13 protein-coding genes are annotated in these 18,062 nt (G+C 65.1%); 1 reads left to right on the forward strand and 12 read right to left on the reverse strand.

The features are described 5' to 3' along the window. The 9 genes from IB255_RS00595 to IB255_RS00635 form a co-directional block, all read right to left on the reverse strand. Positions 1-1,083, reverse strand: coding sequence for a WD40/YVTN/BNR-like repeat-containing protein (locus IB255_RS00595; protein ID WP_081519389.1), 1,083 nt, complete (start codon positions 1,081-1,083; stop codon positions 1-3). 286 nt (positions 1,084-1,369) lie between these two features. Beyond that, positions 1,370-2,737, reverse strand: a complete 1,368-nt coding sequence (locus IB255_RS00600) for a DUF1329 domain-containing protein (protein WP_081519388.1) — start codon at positions 2,735-2,737, stop codon at positions 1,370-1,372. 74 nt (positions 2,738-2,811) lie between these two features. Further along, positions 2,812-4,779, reverse strand: a complete 1,968-nt coding sequence (locus IB255_RS00605; protein ID WP_081519387.1) for a DUF1302 domain-containing protein — start codon at positions 4,777-4,779, stop codon at positions 2,812-2,814. Between the two features lie 488 nt (positions 4,780-5,267). Further along, a complete protein-coding gene (gene pepN / locus IB255_RS00610) occupies positions 5,268-7,925 on the reverse strand; it encodes an aminopeptidase N (protein WP_081519386.1) in 2,658 nt (885 codons plus the stop codon). 144 nt (positions 7,926-8,069) lie between these two features. After that, the gene (locus IB255_RS00615; protein ID WP_081519385.1) at positions 8,070-8,897 is read right to left on the reverse strand and encodes a DUF2797 domain-containing protein; all 828 of its coding nucleotides are present in this window, start codon (positions 8,895-8,897) and stop codon (positions 8,070-8,072) included. Between the two features lie 13 nt (positions 8,898-8,910). Next, the gene (locus IB255_RS00620; RefSeq protein WP_045211838.1) at positions 8,911-9,171 is read right to left on the reverse strand and encodes a YeaC family protein; all 261 of its coding nucleotides are present in this window, start codon (positions 9,169-9,171) and stop codon (positions 8,911-8,913) included. Between the two features lie 247 nt (positions 9,172-9,418). After that, complete coding sequence (locus tag IB255_RS00625; protein WP_081519384.1) at positions 9,419-10,285, reverse strand: rhomboid family intramembrane serine protease; 867 nt, start codon at positions 10,283-10,285, stop codon at positions 9,419-9,421. Then, entirely contained in the window at positions 10,282-11,262 is a 981-nt protein-coding gene (locus IB255_RS00630; RefSeq protein WP_081519383.1) for a metallophosphoesterase, read from the reverse strand. Before IB255_RS00630 ends, IB255_RS00625 begins: the two co-directional genes overlap by 4 nt. Next, a complete protein-coding gene (locus IB255_RS00635) occupies positions 11,262-12,149 on the reverse strand; it encodes an NAD(+) kinase (protein WP_017519352.1) in 888 nt (295 codons plus the stop codon). Before IB255_RS00635 ends, IB255_RS00630 begins: the two co-directional genes overlap by 1 nt. A 112-nt stretch (positions 12,150-12,261) precedes the next feature. Between IB255_RS00635 and IB255_RS00640 the strand changes: the two genes are divergently transcribed. After that, complete coding sequence (locus IB255_RS00640) at positions 12,262-13,200, forward strand: DUF1853 family protein (protein WP_081519382.1); 939 nt, start codon at positions 12,262-12,264, stop codon at positions 13,198-13,200. On the opposite strand, the gene IB255_RS00645 is transcribed toward IB255_RS00640, so the two are convergent. From IB255_RS00645 to IB255_RS00655, 3 genes are all read right to left on the reverse strand, one after another. Beyond that, positions 13,188-14,132 carry a 1-aminocyclopropane-1-carboxylate deaminase/D-cysteine desulfhydrase gene (locus tag IB255_RS00645; RefSeq protein WP_081519381.1) on the reverse strand — a complete coding sequence of 315 codons (945 nt, stop codon included), beginning with the start codon at positions 14,130-14,132 and terminating at the stop codon, positions 13,188-13,190. The genes IB255_RS00640 and IB255_RS00645 overlap by 13 nt on opposite strands. Positions 14,133-14,142: 10 nt before the next feature. Next, positions 14,143-15,603 (reverse strand): chromosome partitioning protein ParA, encoded by a 1,461-nt coding sequence (locus tag IB255_RS00650; protein WP_081519380.1) that lies wholly within the window; start codon positions 15,601-15,603, stop codon positions 14,143-14,145. A gap of 303 nt (positions 15,604-15,906) precedes the next feature. Next, on the reverse strand, positions 15,907-17,940 hold the full coding sequence (locus tag IB255_RS00655) for an FAD-dependent oxidoreductase (protein ID WP_081519379.1): 2,034 nt from the start codon (positions 17,938-17,940) through the stop codon (positions 15,907-15,909). Positions 17,941-18,062 lie beyond the last annotated feature (122 nt).

The following is an 18,062-nucleotide window of genomic DNA, read 5'->3' on the forward strand; positions in this document are numbered from 1 at the left end:
TTATTGTTGTTCTGTCAGCTCGGCGCCGGTCGCCGAAGCCAGGTGGATACCGCCCTGGCCGACCAGGACCAGGTTGCCATTGCCGGCCGCGCTCACGCCCGCGAGGGACAGGCGATCCGGACGGTTGACGACACTGAAGCTCACGCCGTCGTCCTTGCTCTCCAGCACGCTGCCGCCATGGCCGACGACGACGATGGTGCCGTCATCCAGCAGGCTGCCTTCGGAGAGGCCGAACTCCAGCTCGCCGCCGTTGGCGGTGGGCAGGCTGACCTGCTGCCAGGTGCTGCCGAAATCGGTGGAGCGGAACAGGTGGCCGCGCAGACCGTAGGCCAGGACGGTGCCGGCCTGGGTGGTGCCGGTGGCGCCGAACAGCGAGCCTTCGTACGGGCCCTGGAGTTTTTCCCAGGTCTCGCCCCAGTCCTTGGAGCGGAACATGCTGCCCGCCTCGCCGACCACGAACAGGCCGGAATCCTTCACCGCCGTGATGGCGTTGAGGTGGAACTGGTCTTCGTTGTCCAGGCGGTCGCTGACGTCTTCCCAGTGCTGGCCACCGTCGGTGGTTTCCAGCAGCGCGCCATAGGCGCCCACGGCCATGCCGTGGTTCTCGTCCTGGAACCAGATGTCCAGCAGCGGCGCTTCGCGCTTGAGGTCCTCGAACTGGCGCACCCAGGTGGTGCCGCCATCGGTGGTGGCCAGGACCTGGGCGTCATGGCCGACGGCCCAGCCCTTCTTGTCGCTGATGAAGAACACCGAGGTCAGCAGCTGGCGGGTCGGCACGGTGGCCTGGGTCCAGCTCTTGCCTGCGTCGTCGGAATAGAGGATGTGCCCGTGATCACCCACTGCGATCAGCCGCTTGCCGGCATGGGCAATGCTCAGCAGCAGGCTGCTGGAGGCCTTGGCGGAAACGATCGAGTTGGAATCACTGGCGGCGTCCGTTGCGGCAACGGCATGCAGCGGAGCCAGGGACATCATCAGGAAGGAAAACGCGCCGAGCAGGGAAACCGTCTTGCGCGACATCGGGAAGGAGCTTCGCACTCCCGATACGGGCTGCTCGCTCGAAGTGCGCCACAGGGGCTCACGCATATGCCTTTACCTCTTTTTCTTATGCAGGCGGTATGTAGTTTGGAGCTATATAGCCAGCCTTTTCCGAGGCTGACAATTAACGGCACGTTATCTTTTGTTAAGCCCTGGCCGCCTCACTCGAAAGGATGACTGCGTTTTGCCATCTCAGCCGAAAGGCGCGCAGCTGGGGGCTTCCAGCGGGTTGAGCGGTAACACTTTTCGTCTCCGCCCTACAGGGTCTGGCGACTTTTCGACCACAAATGAAAAAGCCCGCCGAAGGGCGGGCTCTTTCAGGCATGACACGAACTCAGCGGGTGCCGCGGCGACGCAGTGCGGACGGGCTGAAGTAGGAGTCGTCCGGTACGGCCTGGCCGAAGTCGATGGTGCTCGGCTCTTCGTTGTCCAGGTTCTGTACGTGGTAGCGACGGGCCTGCAGGTCGTGGAAGGTATCCAGAGCGGTCCAGGTGGTGGGCAGCTCGTAGTAGTTCTTCAGGTAGGCCAGCGAAACACGCCACAGCTCGCCGCGACCGTCGTACTGGTCGACTTCGGCGGCGCCCCAGCTGTCTTCGTCCAGGAACAGCACGCGCTTGGAGTAGATGTGGCGCGAGCCCGGCTTCAAGGTGCCTTCGACGACCCACACGCGGTGCAGTTCGTAGCGGGTGTACTTCGGGTTCAGGTGGCTGGGGGTCAGCAGATCCTTGTACTTAACCTCAGGGCTGGAAACCTTGTAGTTGTTGTACGGGATGTACATTTCCTTCTTGCCGATCAGTTTCCACTCGTAGCGATCGGGCGAACCGTTGAACATGTCGGTGTCGTCGGCGGTACGCAGGCCGTCAGCGGCAGCGATCGGGGTGTCGTAGGCCAGGTTCGGCGCACGGCGCACGCGGCGCTGGCCAGCGTTGTAGCCCCAGGCCTGACGCGGCTCCTTCACCTGATCCAGGGTCTCGTGGACCAGCGCGGCACCACCGGCCAGGCGAGCCGGGCTCTTGGTGAACGACAGGTAGTAGAACAGCAGGTTGTTCAGGTCAGCGAAGCTCTTGCCCTGGACGTAGTACTTGAACAGTGCTTCCTGCTGCGAGGTCACCAGCGAGTAGTCACCATTGCGCTGCACGGCCACTTCGGACGCACGACGCACGATGAAGGTACCGCGGTAACGAGCGATGTGGTTCCACACCGCCTCCACGCCGCTCTGCGGGATCGGGAACGGAATGCCGCCGAAGGCATCGACGAAGCCGTTGCCGCCCTCGGCCAGCTTGGCGCTGGTGGCGTTCTTCAGGGTGTTGTCATACACCCACTGCGGTGCCGAACCACTGCGGCGGCTCGGGTACACCGGCATCTGGAAGGTGTCCGGGTAGGTGGCGAACAGCGCCAGGGTGCCCGGCGTCAGGTTGGCCTTGTACTGGTCCAGGTTCGCCTTGGTGATGGTGTACAGCGGCTTGTCGGCGGCAAACGGGTCGATGTGGTGCTGGCCCGGCTTGTAGCCGGCCGGCGCCTGGGTAATGCCACCGGTCCAGGCCGGAATGGTGCCGGCGGCGTTGCCGGCCTTTTCCGCGCCCATCGGGGTCAGGGTCGACTGCAGCTTGGCCGCGTCCTGCGGGGAAACCGCTGCCAGGGCGCTGCCGGCCGACAGGGCCAGGGCCACTGCGGCGCCAACCAGGGTACGCATGTTGCGCATGTTGCTTCTCCGTGAGGTGTGCGCGGCGGGTACTTCTGAACCCCGCCGCGCGGCTTTCATAGGATCTGTTTTCGTTAGAACGAGTACTTGACGTTGAAGCCCACGTTGTCGCGGTCGCGTGCGGCGTTGTTCTGCCCGGCGCCGTAGAACTCGGTGTATTGCAGCTCGGCTTCCAGGGCGTTCAGGTAGGTCGCCTTGACGCCCAGGGTGTAGGCCTTGCGGCCTTCGATGAAGTTGCCGGTCTGGTAGGAGTTGCCTTCGAAGTCGTCCTTGTAGACGGCGTAGGGCGAGATGTTCACGCCGGCGAACACGTCGTTCCAGGTACCCGACAGCAGCAGGGTGTAGCCGTAGGCGTTCTTGTTCACCTGATCGTCGCGGTCGTAGCCGGAGATGTAGGCGCCGTTGCCGCGGCCGGAGTAGTAGCGGGTGCTGCCGTCGTACGCGGTGTACTTCAGGTCGCTGCCGCGCAGGTGCTCGGAGGCCAGTTCCGCCACGCCCATCAACGAGTCGAAGGACAGTGAGGGACCGAAGTTGTAGATGGTACCCAGCGAGGTGTTGAAGGCCTCGACGCGCTCGTAGTTGTGGATCTGGTCGCTCATCGAAACCTGGCCGCCACCGATATTCACGGTCTTGCCGCTGGCCAGACCCGGAGCCTGGACCAGCAGGTCGCCGAGCAGGTCGTTGGTGGTGGCGATGCCGATCGGCAGGTTCGGACGGTAGGCCAGCTCACCGAACACCGAGGCATCGCCCACGGTGGTGTTGAAGCTGAAGCCGTACATGCGGATGTTCTCGACGTACTCGCGACGGGCGTTGACCTGGTTGGCCACGTCCACGGAGGTCGCGCCGTTGACCAGGCTCAGCACCTGGCCGGCCAGGGCGTTGCCGCCGCCTGCCGCGCTTACCAGCTGGTCGTAGGAGCTGAAGCCGCCAATGCCGGCCAGCTGGTCGAGGTTCACGCCGGCGTAATCGCTGTTCAGGTCGGCGTAGATGGTCGGCTCTTTCGAGTGGTAGTTGACGAAGTAGAAGCCGAACTCGGTGGAGTTCAGCTCTTCGGCCACGTAGTGGAAGGCCACGCCGAACTGACCATCGTTCTTGGCGTTGATGTCCTTGCCGACGTTGGCGACCTTGAACACGCCATTGGAGTCCAGGTAGCTGGTGCCCTGCAGGCCGCCCACATGGGCTGCCGACAGCTGCGGGTAGAGGGTCTGGAACAGCGGGTTGGAGAGCGCACCCACGGTGGTGTAGGCGGTGTTGCCACCATCGGCGAACAGGTCGGTCTCGGAGAAGAAGGTGCCGACCGGGTCGATACGGGTTTCCTTCCAGTTCCACTGGTAGAAAGCGTCCATCGACAGGTTGTCGGTCAGGCCGATGTTGAAGCTCGCGGCCTCAACCGGCATCAGCACTTCCTTCAGCTCTGCGCCCGGCAGGCGGAACTTGGCGGCGTCCACCGGGTTGGTGGTGTTGACGCCACCACGGTAGAAGATGCCCTCGCCCCAGTTGAACACCTGGCGACCCAGGCGCGCGGTCAGCGGGTGGTCGGCCACGTCCCAGTTGCCATAGACGTAGGCATCGAGGATCTCGGCGCGGTTGCCGGCGGCGTCACGGGTCTCGCTGGTGAAGCGGTCGCTGTTGGGGTAGGTCTGGCTCGGCTGCGCCGGGTGGTTGTTGTCGTAGTAGTCGTTGCGCTTATCCATGATCTGGGTGTCATAGAAAGCCGAACCACGTACGAACAGGCCGTAGTTCTTGTAGGTCGCTTCCAGGTCGGAAGTGATCTTGTACACCTCGGAAACCAGGCCCGTGTCGAAGTTACGGTTGCCGTCGTTGCCGTTGATGTCGTTGTTGGTCTTGTCCTGACCCTGTACGCGCCACAGCGAGCCGTAGGAAACGGTGCTGTCCAGCGAGCCGGTCACCTCGTTGTCGAGGAAGCTGAACTCCACGGCGGTCGCCGGGGCGGACATCAGCAGAGGCAGGATGCCTGCCAGGGCGAAGCCCGCACGAGCAGGCGCATAACGCAAGACGGGCTTGCGAACTGGGATTTCCATTAGGACTCACTCCATGGACTGATCATTCTTTGGCGGTGCCGCCACTGCGGGCGGTTCACCGTTTTCAGCCGTTATTCCACGGCCTTGTTGTCGTCGATCTGAAGGAAACTCCCCCAAGGTGCTCGACATGCCTCCCGCCCCATCGGACGGGCAAAGGCTAAGCGGGGTCCGTCGGTGCAACCCCAGTGCCAACAGCACCGATGTATCCGATTCTGCTTACAAAAAATAAAGAATCTGCGCGCTACTTTTTGTGACTGGTCGTTCACTGATCAAATCAAGTGGCTGATTGCGCCATTTGACACCCCTGATGGCGCAATCGGCCCCTGAAGGCGCGACGCAGACACATCGGGGTTTTTCGCCCAATATCACAAAGCGATAAGAATGATATCGGTTAATTTCGATAGGTAACAAAAAGGTGTTACCAACAAAAGTTGGTAACACCTTTTCGAAAGTGCATTGCGCCCCTGGGACGGGGCGCGGCGGGTGTGTTACGCGAGGCTCTTGCTGACCACTTCGTATACATCGCTGGACAGCTCGCCGGACGCGAGGATGCGTTCCAGCTCGGCCTTCATCAGCGCCTGACGCGTCGGCGCGTACTTGCGCCAGCGGGTCAGCGGGGTCAGCAGGCGCGAGGCGATCTGCGGGTTGAGCGCGTTGAGGGTGATGATCTGGTCGGCCAGGAAGCGGTAGCCGGCGCCGTCTGCGCGGTGGAAGTTCACCGCGTTCTGGTTGGCGAAGGCGCCAATCAGCGCGCGGATCTTGTTCGGGTTCTTCAGGGTGAAGGCCGAATGCTTCATCAGTTCCTGTACACGCTCCAGCCCGCCCGGCAGGGTGCAGCCGGCCTGGACGCTGAACCACTGGTCCATCACCAGCGGGTCGTCCTTGAAGTAGTCGGCGAACATCGCCAGCCCCTCGGCCTTTTCACTCTCGAAGGACGAGTTGACCAGCACGGCCAGCGCGGTCAGGCGCTCGGTCATGTTGTCGCAATCCTTGTACTGCTCCTGGCAGGCGGCGAGCACCTCGGCCTTGCCGCTCTGCATGAGGTAGGAGAGAGCGATGTTCTGCAGGCTGCGGCGGGCGATATGCGAAGCCTCGGCGACGTAGGCGGTCTCGCGGGACTGCTTGCGGTTGGCCTGGTAGCGCTCCCACAGCGGCTCGTGCAGCGCCGCACCGATCTGCTGGCGGGCGAACTCGCGGGCGGCGTGGATGGCCTCGACATCAGCCACTTCGCTGATCTCGGTGAGGTACGCCTCGCTGGGCAGCGAGAGCATCTCGGCGACCATGGCCTGGTCCAGGCCGGTGTCCAGCAGCAAGGTGCGGAAGGCGGTGATCAGGCGATCATCCAGGACAAGCTTCTCGCCACGCTGGTGCTGGCCGATCAGCTCCTGCAGGACTTGTACGGACAGCTGCTGGCCGGCTTCCCAGCGGTTGAAGCCGTCCTCGTCGTACTGCATGAGGAACATCAGCTGGTCGCGGTTGTACGGGAAGCTCAGTTTCACCGGCGCGGAGAAACCACGCAGCAGCGACGGCAGCGGCTTCTCGGCGAGGCCGACGAAGGTGAACGATTGTTCGGCCTCGGTGACCTGCAGCACGCGATCGCTGCCATGGGCATGCTCTTCGCCCTGCAGGCGCAACGACAGGGCGTTGCCCAGCTTGTCGATCAGGCCCATCTGCACCGGAATGACGAAGGGCTGCTTCTCGCTCTGCCCCGGCGTGGCCGGGCAGCTCTGGCGGAAGGTCAGGGTGTAGCTCTGCGCGGCGGCGTCGAAGCTCTCCTCCACCGCCAGACGCGGGGTGCCGGACTGGCTGTACCAGCGCTTGAACTGGGTCAGGTCGACGCCGTTGGCGTCTTCCATGGCCTTGACGAAGTCGTCGCAGGTCACGGCCTGGCCGTCATGGCGCTCGAAGTACAGGTCGGTGCCCTTGCGGAAGCCGTCGGCGCCCAGCAGGGTGTGGATCATGCGTACCACTTCCGAACCCTTCTCGTAGACGGTCAGGGTGTAGAAGTTGGAAATCTCGATGAAGGAATCCGGGCGCACCGGGTGCGCCATGGGACCGGCGTCCTCGGCAAACTGGTTGGTGCGCAGGAAGGCCACGTCCTCGACGCGCTTGACGGTGCGCGAGTTCATGTCGGCGGAGAACTCGCTGTCGCGGAACACGGTGAAGCCTTCCTTGAGCGACAGCTGGAACCAGTCGCGGCAGGTCACGCGGTTGCCCGACCAGTTGTGGAAGTACTCGTGGGCGACGACACCTTCGACGCGCTGGTGCGCGGCATCGGTGGCAGTCTCGGCCTTGGCCAGTACGCAGCTGGAGTTGAAGATGTTGAGGCCCTTGTTCTCCATGGCGCCCATGTTGAAGTCGTTGACCGCGACGATCATGAAGATGTCCAGGTCGTACTCGCGACCGTAGACCTTCTCGTCCCAGCGCATCGAGTTCTTCAGGCTGTCCATGGCGTGCTGGACCTTGTCGATGTTCTCCGGCTCGACATAGATGCGCAGGGTGACTTCGCGCTCGCTCATGGTGGTGAACTGGTCTTCCACGCACCAGAGGTCACCGGCGACCAGGGCGAACAGGTAGGCCGGCTTCTTGAACGGGTCCTGCCAGGTCGCCCAGTGGCGGCCGCCCTCTTCCGAGCCGCTGGCCACCGGGTTGCCGTTGGAGAGGAGCACCGGATACTGGTGCTGCTCGGCCGACAGCGTGGTGGTGAAGCTGCTCATCACGTCCGGGCGGTCGAGGTAGTAGGTGATCTTGCGGAAGCCTTCGGCTTCGCACTGGGTGCAGAACATCTTGCCGGACTTGTACAGGCCTTCCAGCGCGGTGTTGCTTTCCGGGTGGATACGCACGGTGCTGTCGACGGTGAAGGTCTTCGCCGTCGGCTGCAGGGTCAGGTGGTTCTCGTCCTGCTGGTACTGGCCGGCTTCGAGGGTCTGGTCGTCCAGCGCCACCGACAGCAGCTCCAACTGCTGGCCGTCGAGCACCAGCGGCGGCAAGCCGTCGCCGCGCTCCGGATTGCGGCGCATCACCAGCTGGGCGTGGACCAGGGTGTGGTCCTCGTACAGCTCGAAGGTCAGGTTGGTCTCGTCGATCAGGTACTCGGGCGCCTGATAATCCTTGAGGTAGATGACTTTCGGTTGCTCGGTACGCATGGCTTTTGGCCCCTTGGAAGGCGGCAGGCAGGATGGGCCGGCCGGAGGAATACTGACTCTAGCGATTGGGAACGGCGCGGGCGAGTCGGGAACGCATCTATCCCTAGATGCGTTCCTCGTGCCGAAAATTCAATGCAGGTTCGATCAGGCGCTGATGGCCAGCTGGTACGCGGTGAACTTGCGCACGTTGATCACGCCGGTATCGAAGATCAGGTACTGGCCCTTGATACCCTGCAGGGTACCCTCGACCACCGGCGTCTTGTCCAGATCGAAACTGGTGATCTTGGGCAGGTAGGCCTCCACCGGGTAGCTGATCTCGATGGGGTCCATGTCGATCACCGGCTGGATCGCCTGCAGGCCGAAGCGCTGCTGCAGCGCGACGATGCCCTCGGCGCAGGCATCGAAGATCTGCTCGCGGATGGCTACCAGGTCCAGCGGCTCGGCCTCGCCCTTGAGCAATGCGCGCCAGTTGGTGCGGTCGGTGACCTGGCTACGCAGCAGGTCCTCGACGAAGCCGGACTGCTGGCGGGTCGCCACGCGCATGATCGGCAGCGCCTGGCGCGCGCCCTGGTCGATCCAGCGGGTCGGCACCTGGGTGGCGCGGGTGATGCCCACCTTGGCTCCCGAGGAGTTGGCCAGGTAGACCACGTGATCGGTCATGCAGAAGCGCTCTCCCCACTCCGGCTCGCGGCAGGAGCCGTCCTCGAAGTGGCACTTCTCCGGGCTCATGATGCAGCTGTCGCATTGCGCCAGCTTGGTGAAGCACGGGTAGCAGTAGCCCTGGGCAAAGCTCTTCCTGGTCTTGCGCCCGCAGTGGCAGCAGTTGATCTCGCCCAGGTACTCCAGGCGCACGGTCTTGCCGATCAGCGGGTTCACCGGGACCTGCGCATCGCCCAAGCGGAAGGCGTACTGCACGGGGCTTTCCAGGCGCGCCGACATCTTGTCCAGGGCGCCGCGTCCAATCTCTTCCATCAAAACCCTGCCATCAGTGCAGCGAATTGGAGGAGAAGAGGATGTTCGGGATCGGCTCGGCGTGGGATTCGCAGGCCTGCGGGCCCATGTAGCCGGTGCGCTGGTCCTCGGGCAGGTTGTCCATCTCCCAGGCGATCATGGCCTGCAGCGACAGCTCCTTCTGTTCCTGGGACAGCTTGCGGCCATCGGGCCACTTGCCGATTTCCACGGCCAGCTTGAGGCTCTCGTAGATTTCGGGGGTGATGTTCTCGATCATTTCGGCGAAGGACGACATGGGCCGGCTCCTGCAGGGGAAAAACGAAGCGGGCATTCTACCGGGCGAAAGCCTTGCGCGCACGAACGCCGGTCAATCGGTTGCGTAGGTCCCGTTCATCCAGAAGGCTGCTTTCGTAGGATGGCGTGGAGCGAAGCGATACCCATCGCTCCCAGCACCGACAGCATGGGTATCGCCTAGGCTCCACCCACCCTGCGAAGTCGCCAGCCGGCAAGGATCGGCCGATGATGAGACGCCGCAATGCGGCTCAGCGCGCCGCGCGCCGAGCCAACAGCCCGCCGACCAGACCACTCAGGCAACCGGCCACCAGCCCGCCGACGTGGGCGCCGTTGGCGATGGAGCCGAAGCCGAGCAGGTCGATCACCCCCGACAGGCACACCAGCAGCCAGATCAGCATCATCGCCACCACGCCCCTGGGCAGGTGATAGGCCGGCGTCGGCGCCATGCGCTGGAAGATCCAGCAGTGGCCGAGCAGTCCGTAAAGCACGCCGGACAGCCCACCGAACAGGCTCGGCCCGCTGAAGCCGTACTGCACCAGGTTCGACACCAGGCCGAAGCCCAGGCTCAGCCCCAGCAGCATCCAGGCGCCCTGGCGATACTCGATGCGCCGGCCCAGCTCCCAGTACCACATGGCGTTCATCGCCAGGTGCAGCCAGCCGAAGTGGATCAGCATGGGCGTGAACAGGCGCCACCACTGCCCCTGCGCCAGCGAGTCGGACAGCGGATAGAACAGCGCGCGATCCTCGCCGACCATCTGGAAATTCTGGAAAGTGAACCAACGCAACGTCTCGGGGGAGGTGCCCAGCAGAGTGATGGCCGCCACCACGAAGGTCACCAGCAGCACCGCCGCAGTCATGCGGCTCATCTTCAGTTGCTGGACGAAACCCGGGCCGCGGCGCAGGGTCTCGGCCTGCACGGCGAATTGCGGGTCGCCCTGCGGATAACGCTCGTAGAGCGTGCGGACCTGCTCCGCCAGTTGCGCGTTGGGCACCCAGAGCACCTGCTCGCCGGATTCCTCGCTGACCCGGAACGGCACGTTCAGGCGCTGCAGCAGGGTGACGAACTGCCCCAGGTCGACCGCCGCAGGCAGTCGCATTGCTTCAATCGCGCTCACTCATCGCCCTCCGGACGCTTTACATCCACCCAAACGAACTTGTTGCGGTCCAGCCGCGTTTCCTCGTCCAGCCGGTAAGCCGCGAGCTTGCCGTACATCACTGCGCTGTAGTCCAGGCAGGCGAGGTTCGGGCGGATCGGCGCCGGGGTGCCGCGCCGCCAGTAGTGGCCGACGAACAGCAGCGGCTCGTCGGGGCCGTAGGTGAGCAGGCGGGACTTCTGCTCCTCGCTCAGGCGCTCGCTGGCCACTTCGTCAGGCAGCGCGTCGGGCTGGAACACGATGTCGCCGTAGGTTTCCGGCGCGCGGTCTTCTTCCCAGAACTTGGTGCGGAAGAAGGCGCGGGTGAAACCGTCGCTGCCGGTCAGCGTCAGGCCGTTGGGCAGGCGCATGTCGGTGCCGCGCAGCAGGCGGTCGCAGGCCTGCTGGGCAAAGCTGCCCGGCTCGGCAGTGGCCATGAGGAAGGCTTCGTCGATGCGCCCGTCAGGAAACTGCTTGCGCAGCGTGTCGATCACGTCGTGGTCCCAGCAGGCGTGGACCATGCGGAAACGCCCGGAATCGAGGAACAGCGGCATCTCCTGGAACCAGCCGAGGAAGTCGCGCCAGTCCGCCGGGTGGCCTTCGAACTGCTCCAGCGTCTCGCGGATCAGCCGGGCATGGCGCGGCGTATGCTCGCGCACGTACTGGCGGCCACTGCCCGGCGCGGCGGGCGTGGACCAGCCGAGCGCGTTGAATTCATGGTTGCCCATGATGCACAGCGCCTCGCCGGCGGCGACCATGTCGTGCACTCGGTGCAGCGCCTCACGGATGCGCGGGCCACGGTCGATGAGGTCGCCCAGGAACAGCGCCTGTCGCCGCGCATGTCGCCACACGCCACCCTGCGAGCGATAGCCGAGGCGCTCCAGCAGATGGTCGAGGGTGTGCGCGCAGCCGTGGATATCGCCGATCAGGTCATAGCCACGTGCGGGGTCGAGTTCCATCACTCGCTGCTCCCGAGGCGGCTGCCCCAACCCAGCTTGGTCCGGCAGACCTCGTAGTAGTTGTGGTCGATGGGATGGATCAGGCGCAGCTTCTGCGGCTTCTTGCTCACCGTGACGGTGTCGCCCGGCGCGCAGGTGAAGTGGTTCTGGCCATCGCAGGACACCTGCGGGTAGATCTGCATGTTCGGTGAGACGACGATCTTCAGCTCGCTGTTGCCGTCGACCACGATGGGGCGGCTGGACAGCATGTGCGGGTACATCGGCACGACCACGATGGCATCCAGCTTGGGATGCATGATCGGCCCGCCAGCGGACAGCGCGTAGGCGGTGGAGCCGGTCGGGGTGGCGACGATCAGGCCGTCGGCCTTCTGGCTGCAGACGAACTGGCCATCGATGTACAGCTCGAACTCGATCATCCGCGTGGACTTGCCGGGGTGCAGCACCACGTCATTCAGCGCGTCGCCCTGGCCGATGGATTCGCCGTGGCGGCGCACCAGCGCGTCGAGCAGGAAGCGGCTTTCGACGATGTACTGGCCGCCGAGCACTTCGGCGACCTTGGTTTCCAGTTCGTCAGGGCGGATATCGGTGAGGAAGCCCAGGCTGCCGCGGTTGATCCCCAGCACCGGCACCTTGTGCCGCGCCAGGGCCCGCGCGGCGCCGAGCATGCTGCCATCGCCGCCGACCACGATCACCAGGTCGCAGATCTCGCCCATGATCTTTCGCGAGCAGGTCTGCAGGCCGTGGCCCGGCAGGACCTCGGCGATGGTGTCCTCGAGGATCACGTGCAGGTGGCGCTCGGTGAGAAATTTCTTCAGCCGACGGATGGTTTCCAGAACCTGGGTGCTGCCCAGGCGGCCGATGATGCCGATATTGCGAAAGGGTTCCATGGGACTCCGGACGGCGTTGCGCTACTCGAATGGCGGAATTATGGGCGAAAGGCGGAAGCAGCGGCAAACCGCAGCGTGGCCGGAGCGGGTGCGCAGCGGCTAGTCTTGGGGCATGACCGACTTCACCGCCCTGCTCGACGAGCTGCTGATCGACCTGCGCCAGCCGCAGGTTCGCGACCTCGCCTGGACGCTGCTCTCGCCGCCCCTGCTGCACCCCGGCAGCCCGGCGCTGCGCCATCCGTTGAGCGCCAGTCGCTGGTACTCGCAGCCCGAACTGCTGGCTGACTGGCTGCGCGCCCAGGAGCGCTCGCCGGGCGAACTGCTGGCGCAGCTCGAGTCCGCGCCGCACCAGCGCCTGGGCCGCTATTACGAACGGCTCTGGCAATACGCCCTGGAGCGCGCGCCGGGCCTGCGCCTGCTGGCGGCCAACCTGCCGGTGCGCGACAACGGCCAGACCCTCGGCGAGCTGGACCTGCTGCTGGAGGACGATGACGGCCTGCACCACCTGGAACTGGCCATCAAGCTCTACCTCGGCCCCAGCGACGACGGCCCCGACTCCTGGCTCGGGCCGGGCGCCGAAGACCATCTGCTGCGCAAGATCGAGCACTTCTACCAGCACCAGCTGCCACTCTCCGCCACCGTCGAGGGGCTTGCCGTGGTGCGCGAGCACAGCGATGCCGAGCCGCGGCCTGGCCTCTGGCTCGGCGGCTACCTGTTCTATTCCTGGCCGACACCCTGCCCGCCACCCGCGGGGGCCAGCGACAACCACCAGCGCGGCCGCTGGCTGCATCGGCGCGCCTGGCCTGCCTACCAGGCGCAGCAGCCGGATGGCTGGCAGGCGCTGTCGCGCAAGGGCTGGCTATCCCCGGCCGCCGAAGATGAAAGCTGGAGCACGGAGCGCTTCGCCACCTGGCTGGCGGAACTGCCGGAAGACGGCTTCCCGCAGATGCTGGCGCGCATGGAGTTCCATGAAGGGCGCTGGCGGGAGCAGGAGCGCCTGTTCCTGGTGGGTGACCGCTGGCCACGGGTGCACAGCGGCTATTCGCGCTGAGCCGCCAGTGCCTTCAATTGCTCATCCAGCGCCCGGCGCCCCTGCAGACCGCCGCTGTGGATGGCAACGATGCGGGCACCGCGCGCGATGCGCCCCGCCGCGATTTCATCGTGCAACGCCAACAGCAACTTCCCGGTGTACAACGGCTCCAGCGGCACGCCGCACTCGGCTTCGGTCGCCAGGATGAAGCGCGCCAGCGTCGCGTCGATCCGCGCGAAGCCCCCACGGCTGGCATCCAGCAAACGGTATCCGACATCGCTGGAGCCACCCTCCCTTAACAGCTCGGGCACCTGTGTTTCGATACCGTGCCCCGGCGGCACCGCCATGGCGCCGACCACCGGATGCGCTCCACCCTCGCCGAGCACCAGGCCGGCCAGGGTCGTGCCAGTGCCGCACGCCACCCAGAGCTGCTGATAGTCCTCCCAGCCGAGAGCACCGAGTTGCCCACGAATCTGCGCAATCAACGGCGAGCAGCCCTGCGCACCGGCAAGCCCGCCGCCGCCCTCGCCCACCGCCAGCAACTGCGGATAGCGTTCGCGCCAGGGCGTCCAGAAATCGCTGTCGTGCCGTCGGCGATAACCCCCGTAGCCGAGCCAGTGGAGCTGCATGCCGAGCTGGCGCAGGTCGGCCACCGTGGGATTTTCCTGCTCGCCTCCACGCAGCAATCCGACGGTCTCGAAGCCGAAGCGCGCACCGGCCGCCGCAACCGCGTGCAGGTGATTGGAATGGGCGCCGCCCAGGGTCATCACGCCGCTCAAGCCGAGGTCGGCGGCCTGTTTCAGGTAAGGCGCGAGCTTGAACCATTTGTTGCCGGAGACCTGCGCATCCACGAGGTCCAGGCGCAACAACGCCAGCTCGACGCCGGCGCGGTCGAGCCATTCCAGGTGGACGCGTTGCAGGGGGGCTTCGGGGCGCCAGTCGGGGAACCGCACGGCGCCCCGGTCAGCCGGTGGTGACGCTGCGCAGCCGGCCGGCGGTCTTGTGCCGGGAGCAGCAGTTGCTGTCGCCTTCGACGAAGCGGCCGGGGGTTTCCACGCGGTCGATGGGCATGGCGCAGCGTTCGCCGTTGGACAGGCGTCCTTCGCAGGCGGGTTGCTGGTAGTGGGCGAGCCAGCTGCGGTACTGGTCTTCGGCGACGAAGCACTTGGCCGCGGCGTAAGCCATGGGGTTTTCCTGGTAACGGGCGACATCCTGCAGCGACAGGGTCAGATGACCGGCGCCGGGATGGTACACCACGAAGATCACCCCCATGCCGGCCAGGCGCTCCAGCATCGAGCTGTCGGCCGCCTTGGCCGCCAGCGCATCCAGCTCCAGGCGCAAGCCCTCAGCGCCCTGCTGCAGCTGCCCGGCGAGCTCGCGCAACTGGGCGGTTTCCCCGCGCAATTGTTCGGCTTCCTGGCGCAGCTGCTGGTTCTCCTGCTTCAGCTGCTGGTCCAGTTCGTTGCGGTAGCCCAGCTCGACGTCGCGGACGGAAATCTGCTCCTTGTAGCGAGCCTCCAGGCTGGCCAGGCGGGTACGGGACTCCTCCTCGATCTGCTGGCGCAGTTGCTCCAGCTCGTCACGGCCGCTTTCTTCGATATGGCGCAACTGTGCGGTCAGCTCCTCGCGTCCGCGCTGGAAGCCATTGGCCTGGCCATCCAGTTCACGGCGCAGGTCGGCGTTGATCTCTTCCTCGCGCTTCAGGCCTTCGCGCAGTGCGGCGAGCTCGGCCTGCAGCACCTTGACCTGCTCCTGCGCGCCGAGCTTCAGGCGACTGAGTTCCTGCTCGTGCTGCTGGCTGATCTGCGACAGGCGGGTTTCATGCTGGCCGAGCAGTGCGGCGGTCTTCTGCTGGTGCTCCTCGAGCATCGCGCGGGCGAGCTTCTCGGCCTCCTCGCGGGACTCCTCGGCGGGCGCATACCACTGGTGCTCGTCGGCCATCTGCAGGCGCGCGAGCTCCACGGCGGCAGGCTCTTCTTCCACCAGCACACCGAGGTTGTTGCGCTTGATCGATTCGCGCAGCTGCACCAGATGGTTCTGGGCGGCGTCGAGAGTCGGGTCCCACAGGTGCATCTGGTGCCAGGACACCGGGCACTGGCTGCGGCAGGCCAGGCGGATTGGCCCGGCGCCCATGTCGGGGCCACGGCCGGCACGGTCGGCCAGGTTGCGCAGCGGCAGGTTCCAGCCTCTGTCGGCTTCGCCCTTCTCGTCGAAGTCCAGGTAGAAGAACACCACGGCCTTGACCAGCAGGCGCGGGTTGATCAGCACATAGGCGAGTTGCATCTGCTGATCGGCGTATTCCGGCATCTGCACGACGTTGTCGAGCAGCGCCTCGAATTCGGGGTAGAGCATTTCCCTGCAGACGCCACGGTCGTTGAAGAAGACCACGGCTTCCACCATTTGAGGCTTCTTCTGCATGCTCATCGATTGACCTCTGGGCTGGTGCGGGAGGAAGTCTGAAAAAAGGGTCTGTCAGAAATGCAGCACCCAGACAGCGGGAAAATCCCGACATCCGAGCAAGTCTAGGGGAATTAATGTCGCAGGCAATGTGACTCGGTTGGCACCCGCCCCGGCGGTTGGGCCGGGCGGTTAACCGGTTGGAGAATTCTGTGACGCGGTTGGATTTCTGGAGGGATATCCGGGCCCGGAAGGGAACTTTTCCGGGCCCGGCTTTGTGATACGGATCTCAGCCCACTCAGGATTCAGCCTGATCGGGCTTCAACCGAATCAGATTTCGGCAGCGAGGCGCGAACCCTGGTTGATGGCGCGCTTGGCGTCCAGTTCGGCAGCCACATCGGCACCGCCGATCAGGTGCACGCTCTGGCCTGCAGCGACCAGGCCGTCGTGCAGTTCGCGCAACGGGTCCTGGCCGGCGCAGACAACCACGGTGTCCACCGGCAGCACCTGCGGTTCGCCGCCGGCGATGCTGATGTGCAGGCCATCATTGTCGACCTTGAGGTACTCGACGCTGTTGAGCATCTGTACCTGCTTGTTCTTCAGGCCGGTACGGTGGATCCAGCCGGTAGTCTTGCCCAGGCCGTCGCCGACCTTGGACTTCTTGCGCTGCAGCAGGAACACCTGGCGCGCCGCAGCGTGCGGATGCGCCTGGATGCCGGCGATACCGCCACGGGCATCCAGGTTCTCGTCGATCCCCCACTCCTGCCAGAAGGCATGGCGATCCAGGCTGGTGGATTCGCCGGCATGGGTGATGAACTCGGAGACGTCGAAGCCGATGCCGCCGGCGCCGATCACCGCCGCGCTGTTGCCGACCGGCTTGCGCTCGAGGATGGCGTCCAGGTAGCTGATCACCTTGGCATTCTCGATACCCGGAATGGCCGGGGTGCGCGGCACGATGCCGGTGGCCAGGATGATCTCGTCGAAGCCACCCTCGACCAGGTCGTCGACGCTGACGCGGGTATTCAGCTGCAGGTTCACACCGGTGGTTTCCACCTTGCGCTTGAAGTAGCGCAGGGTCTCGTAGAACTCTTCCTTGCCCGGCACGCGCTTGGCGACGTTGAACTGGCCGCCGATCTCGCCGGCGGCGTCGAACAGGGTCACCTCGTGGCCACGCTCGGCCGCCACGGTGGCGGCGGACAGGCCGGCGGGGCCGGCGCCGACCACGGCGATCTTCTTCACGTGGGTGGTGGGGATGTAGTTCAGCTCGGTCTCGTGGCAGGCACGCGGGTTCACCAGGCAACTGGTCAGCTTGCCGCCGAAGGTGTGGTCCAGGCAGGCCTGGTTGCAGCCGATGCAGGTGTTGATCTCGTCGGCGCGGCCTTCGGCAGCCTTGTTGACGAAGTCCGGGTCAGCCAGGAACGGACGGGCCATGGAGACCATGTCGGCGTCGCCTTCGGCCAGTACCTGCTCGGCGATTTCCGGGGTGTTGATACGGTTGGTGGTGCAAAGCGGGATGCTGACTTCGCCCTTGAGCTTGGCGGTGACCTTGGTGAAAGCCGCGCGCGGCACCTTGGTGGCGATGGTCGGGATACGCGCTTCGTGCCAGCCGATGCCGGTGTTGATGATGGTCGCGCCGGCCTTTTCGATGGCCTTGGCCAGCAGGACGATCTCGTCCCAGGTGCTGCCGCCCTCCACCAGGTCGAGCATCGACAGGCGATAGATGATGATGAAGTTCGGGCCTACGGCCTCACGCACGCGGCGGACGATTTCCACCGGCAGGCGCATGCGGTTCTCGTAGCTGCCGCCCCAGCGGTCGGTACGGTGGTTGGTGTGGGCGACCAGGAACTGGTTGATGAAGTAGCCTTCCGAACCCATGATCTCGACGCCGTCGTAGCCGGCCACCTGGGCCAGGCTCGAGCAATTGACGAAGTCGGCGATCTGCTTCTCGATGCCCTCTTCATCCAGCTCGCGCGGCTTGAACGGGTTGATCGGCGCCTGGATGGCGCTGGGCGCGACGGACTTGGGGCTGTAGGCGTAACGGCCGGCGTGGAGGATCTGCATGCAGATCTTGCCACCCGCTTCGTGCACCGCCTGGGTGACGATCTTGTGCTTCTCGGCTTCTTCGACGGTGCTCAGCTTGGCCGCGCCGGAATACACGCCGCCCTCCTCGTTCGGGCCGATGCCGCCGGTGACCATCAGGCCGACGCCGCCACGGGCGCGCTCGGCGAAGTAGGCCGCCATGCGCTCGAAGCCCTGGGGTTTCTCTTCCAGGCCGGTGTGCATGGAACCCATCAGGGTGCGGTTGCGCAGGGTGGTAAAGCCCAGGTCCAGCGGTGCGAGCAGGTGCGGGTAAGTGGCGGTCATGGTTCCTCCGGCATTCACGATGATGCCGCGCCCTCAGCCTGCGGGGGCAAGGCATGGGGCGCGGTCGGTATGGGGCAGACTCTAAGGAGCGCACCCTCGCCGCTCAATGATCGTAAATGACA

It is taken from the genome of Pseudomonas sp. PDM22 (assembly GCF_014851965.1).
GTDB lineage: Bacteria > Pseudomonadota > Gammaproteobacteria > Pseudomonadales > Pseudomonadaceae > Pseudomonas.

What these genes read in the sequence shown, in the direction of transcription:
- IB255_RS00595 (WP_081519389.1), bottom strand. Translation starts at nt 1,083, where the DNA reads ATGCGTGAGCCCCTGTGGCGCACTTCGAGCGAGCAGCCCGTATCGGGA.
- IB255_RS00600 (WP_081519388.1), bottom strand. Translation starts at nt 2,737, where the DNA reads ATGCGCAACATGCGTACCCTGGTTGGCGCCGCAGTGGCCCTGGCCCTG.
- IB255_RS00605 (WP_081519387.1), bottom strand. Translation starts at nt 4,779, where the DNA reads ATGGAAATCCCAGTTCGCAAGCCCGTCTTGCGTTATGCGCCTGCTCGT.
- pepN (WP_081519386.1), bottom strand. Translation starts at nt 7,925, where the DNA reads ATGCGTACCGAGCAACCGAAAGTCATCTACCTCAAGGATTATCAGGCG.
- IB255_RS00615 (WP_081519385.1), bottom strand. Translation starts at nt 8,897, where the DNA reads ATGGAAGAGATTGGACGCGGCGCCCTGGACAAGATGTCGGCGCGCCTG.
- IB255_RS00620 (WP_045211838.1), bottom strand. Translation starts at nt 9,171, where the DNA reads ATGTCGTCCTTCGCCGAAATGATCGAGAACATCACCCCCGAAATCTAC.
- IB255_RS00630 (WP_081519383.1), bottom strand. Translation starts at nt 11,262, where the DNA reads ATGGAACTCGACCCCGCACGTGGCTATGACCTGATCGGCGATATCCAC.
- IB255_RS00635 (WP_017519352.1), bottom strand. Translation starts at nt 12,149, where the DNA reads ATGGAACCCTTTCGCAATATCGGCATCATCGGCCGCCTGGGCAGCACC.
- IB255_RS00640 (WP_081519382.1), top strand. Translation starts at nt 12,262, where the DNA reads ATGACCGACTTCACCGCCCTGCTCGACGAGCTGCTGATCGACCTGCGC.
- IB255_RS00650 (WP_081519380.1), bottom strand. Translation starts at nt 15,603, where the DNA reads ATGAGCATGCAGAAGAAGCCTCAAATGGTGGAAGCCGTGGTCTTCTTC.
- IB255_RS00655 (WP_081519379.1), bottom strand. Translation starts at nt 17,940, where the DNA reads ATGACCGCCACTTACCCGCACCTGCTCGCACCGCTGGACCTGGGCTTT.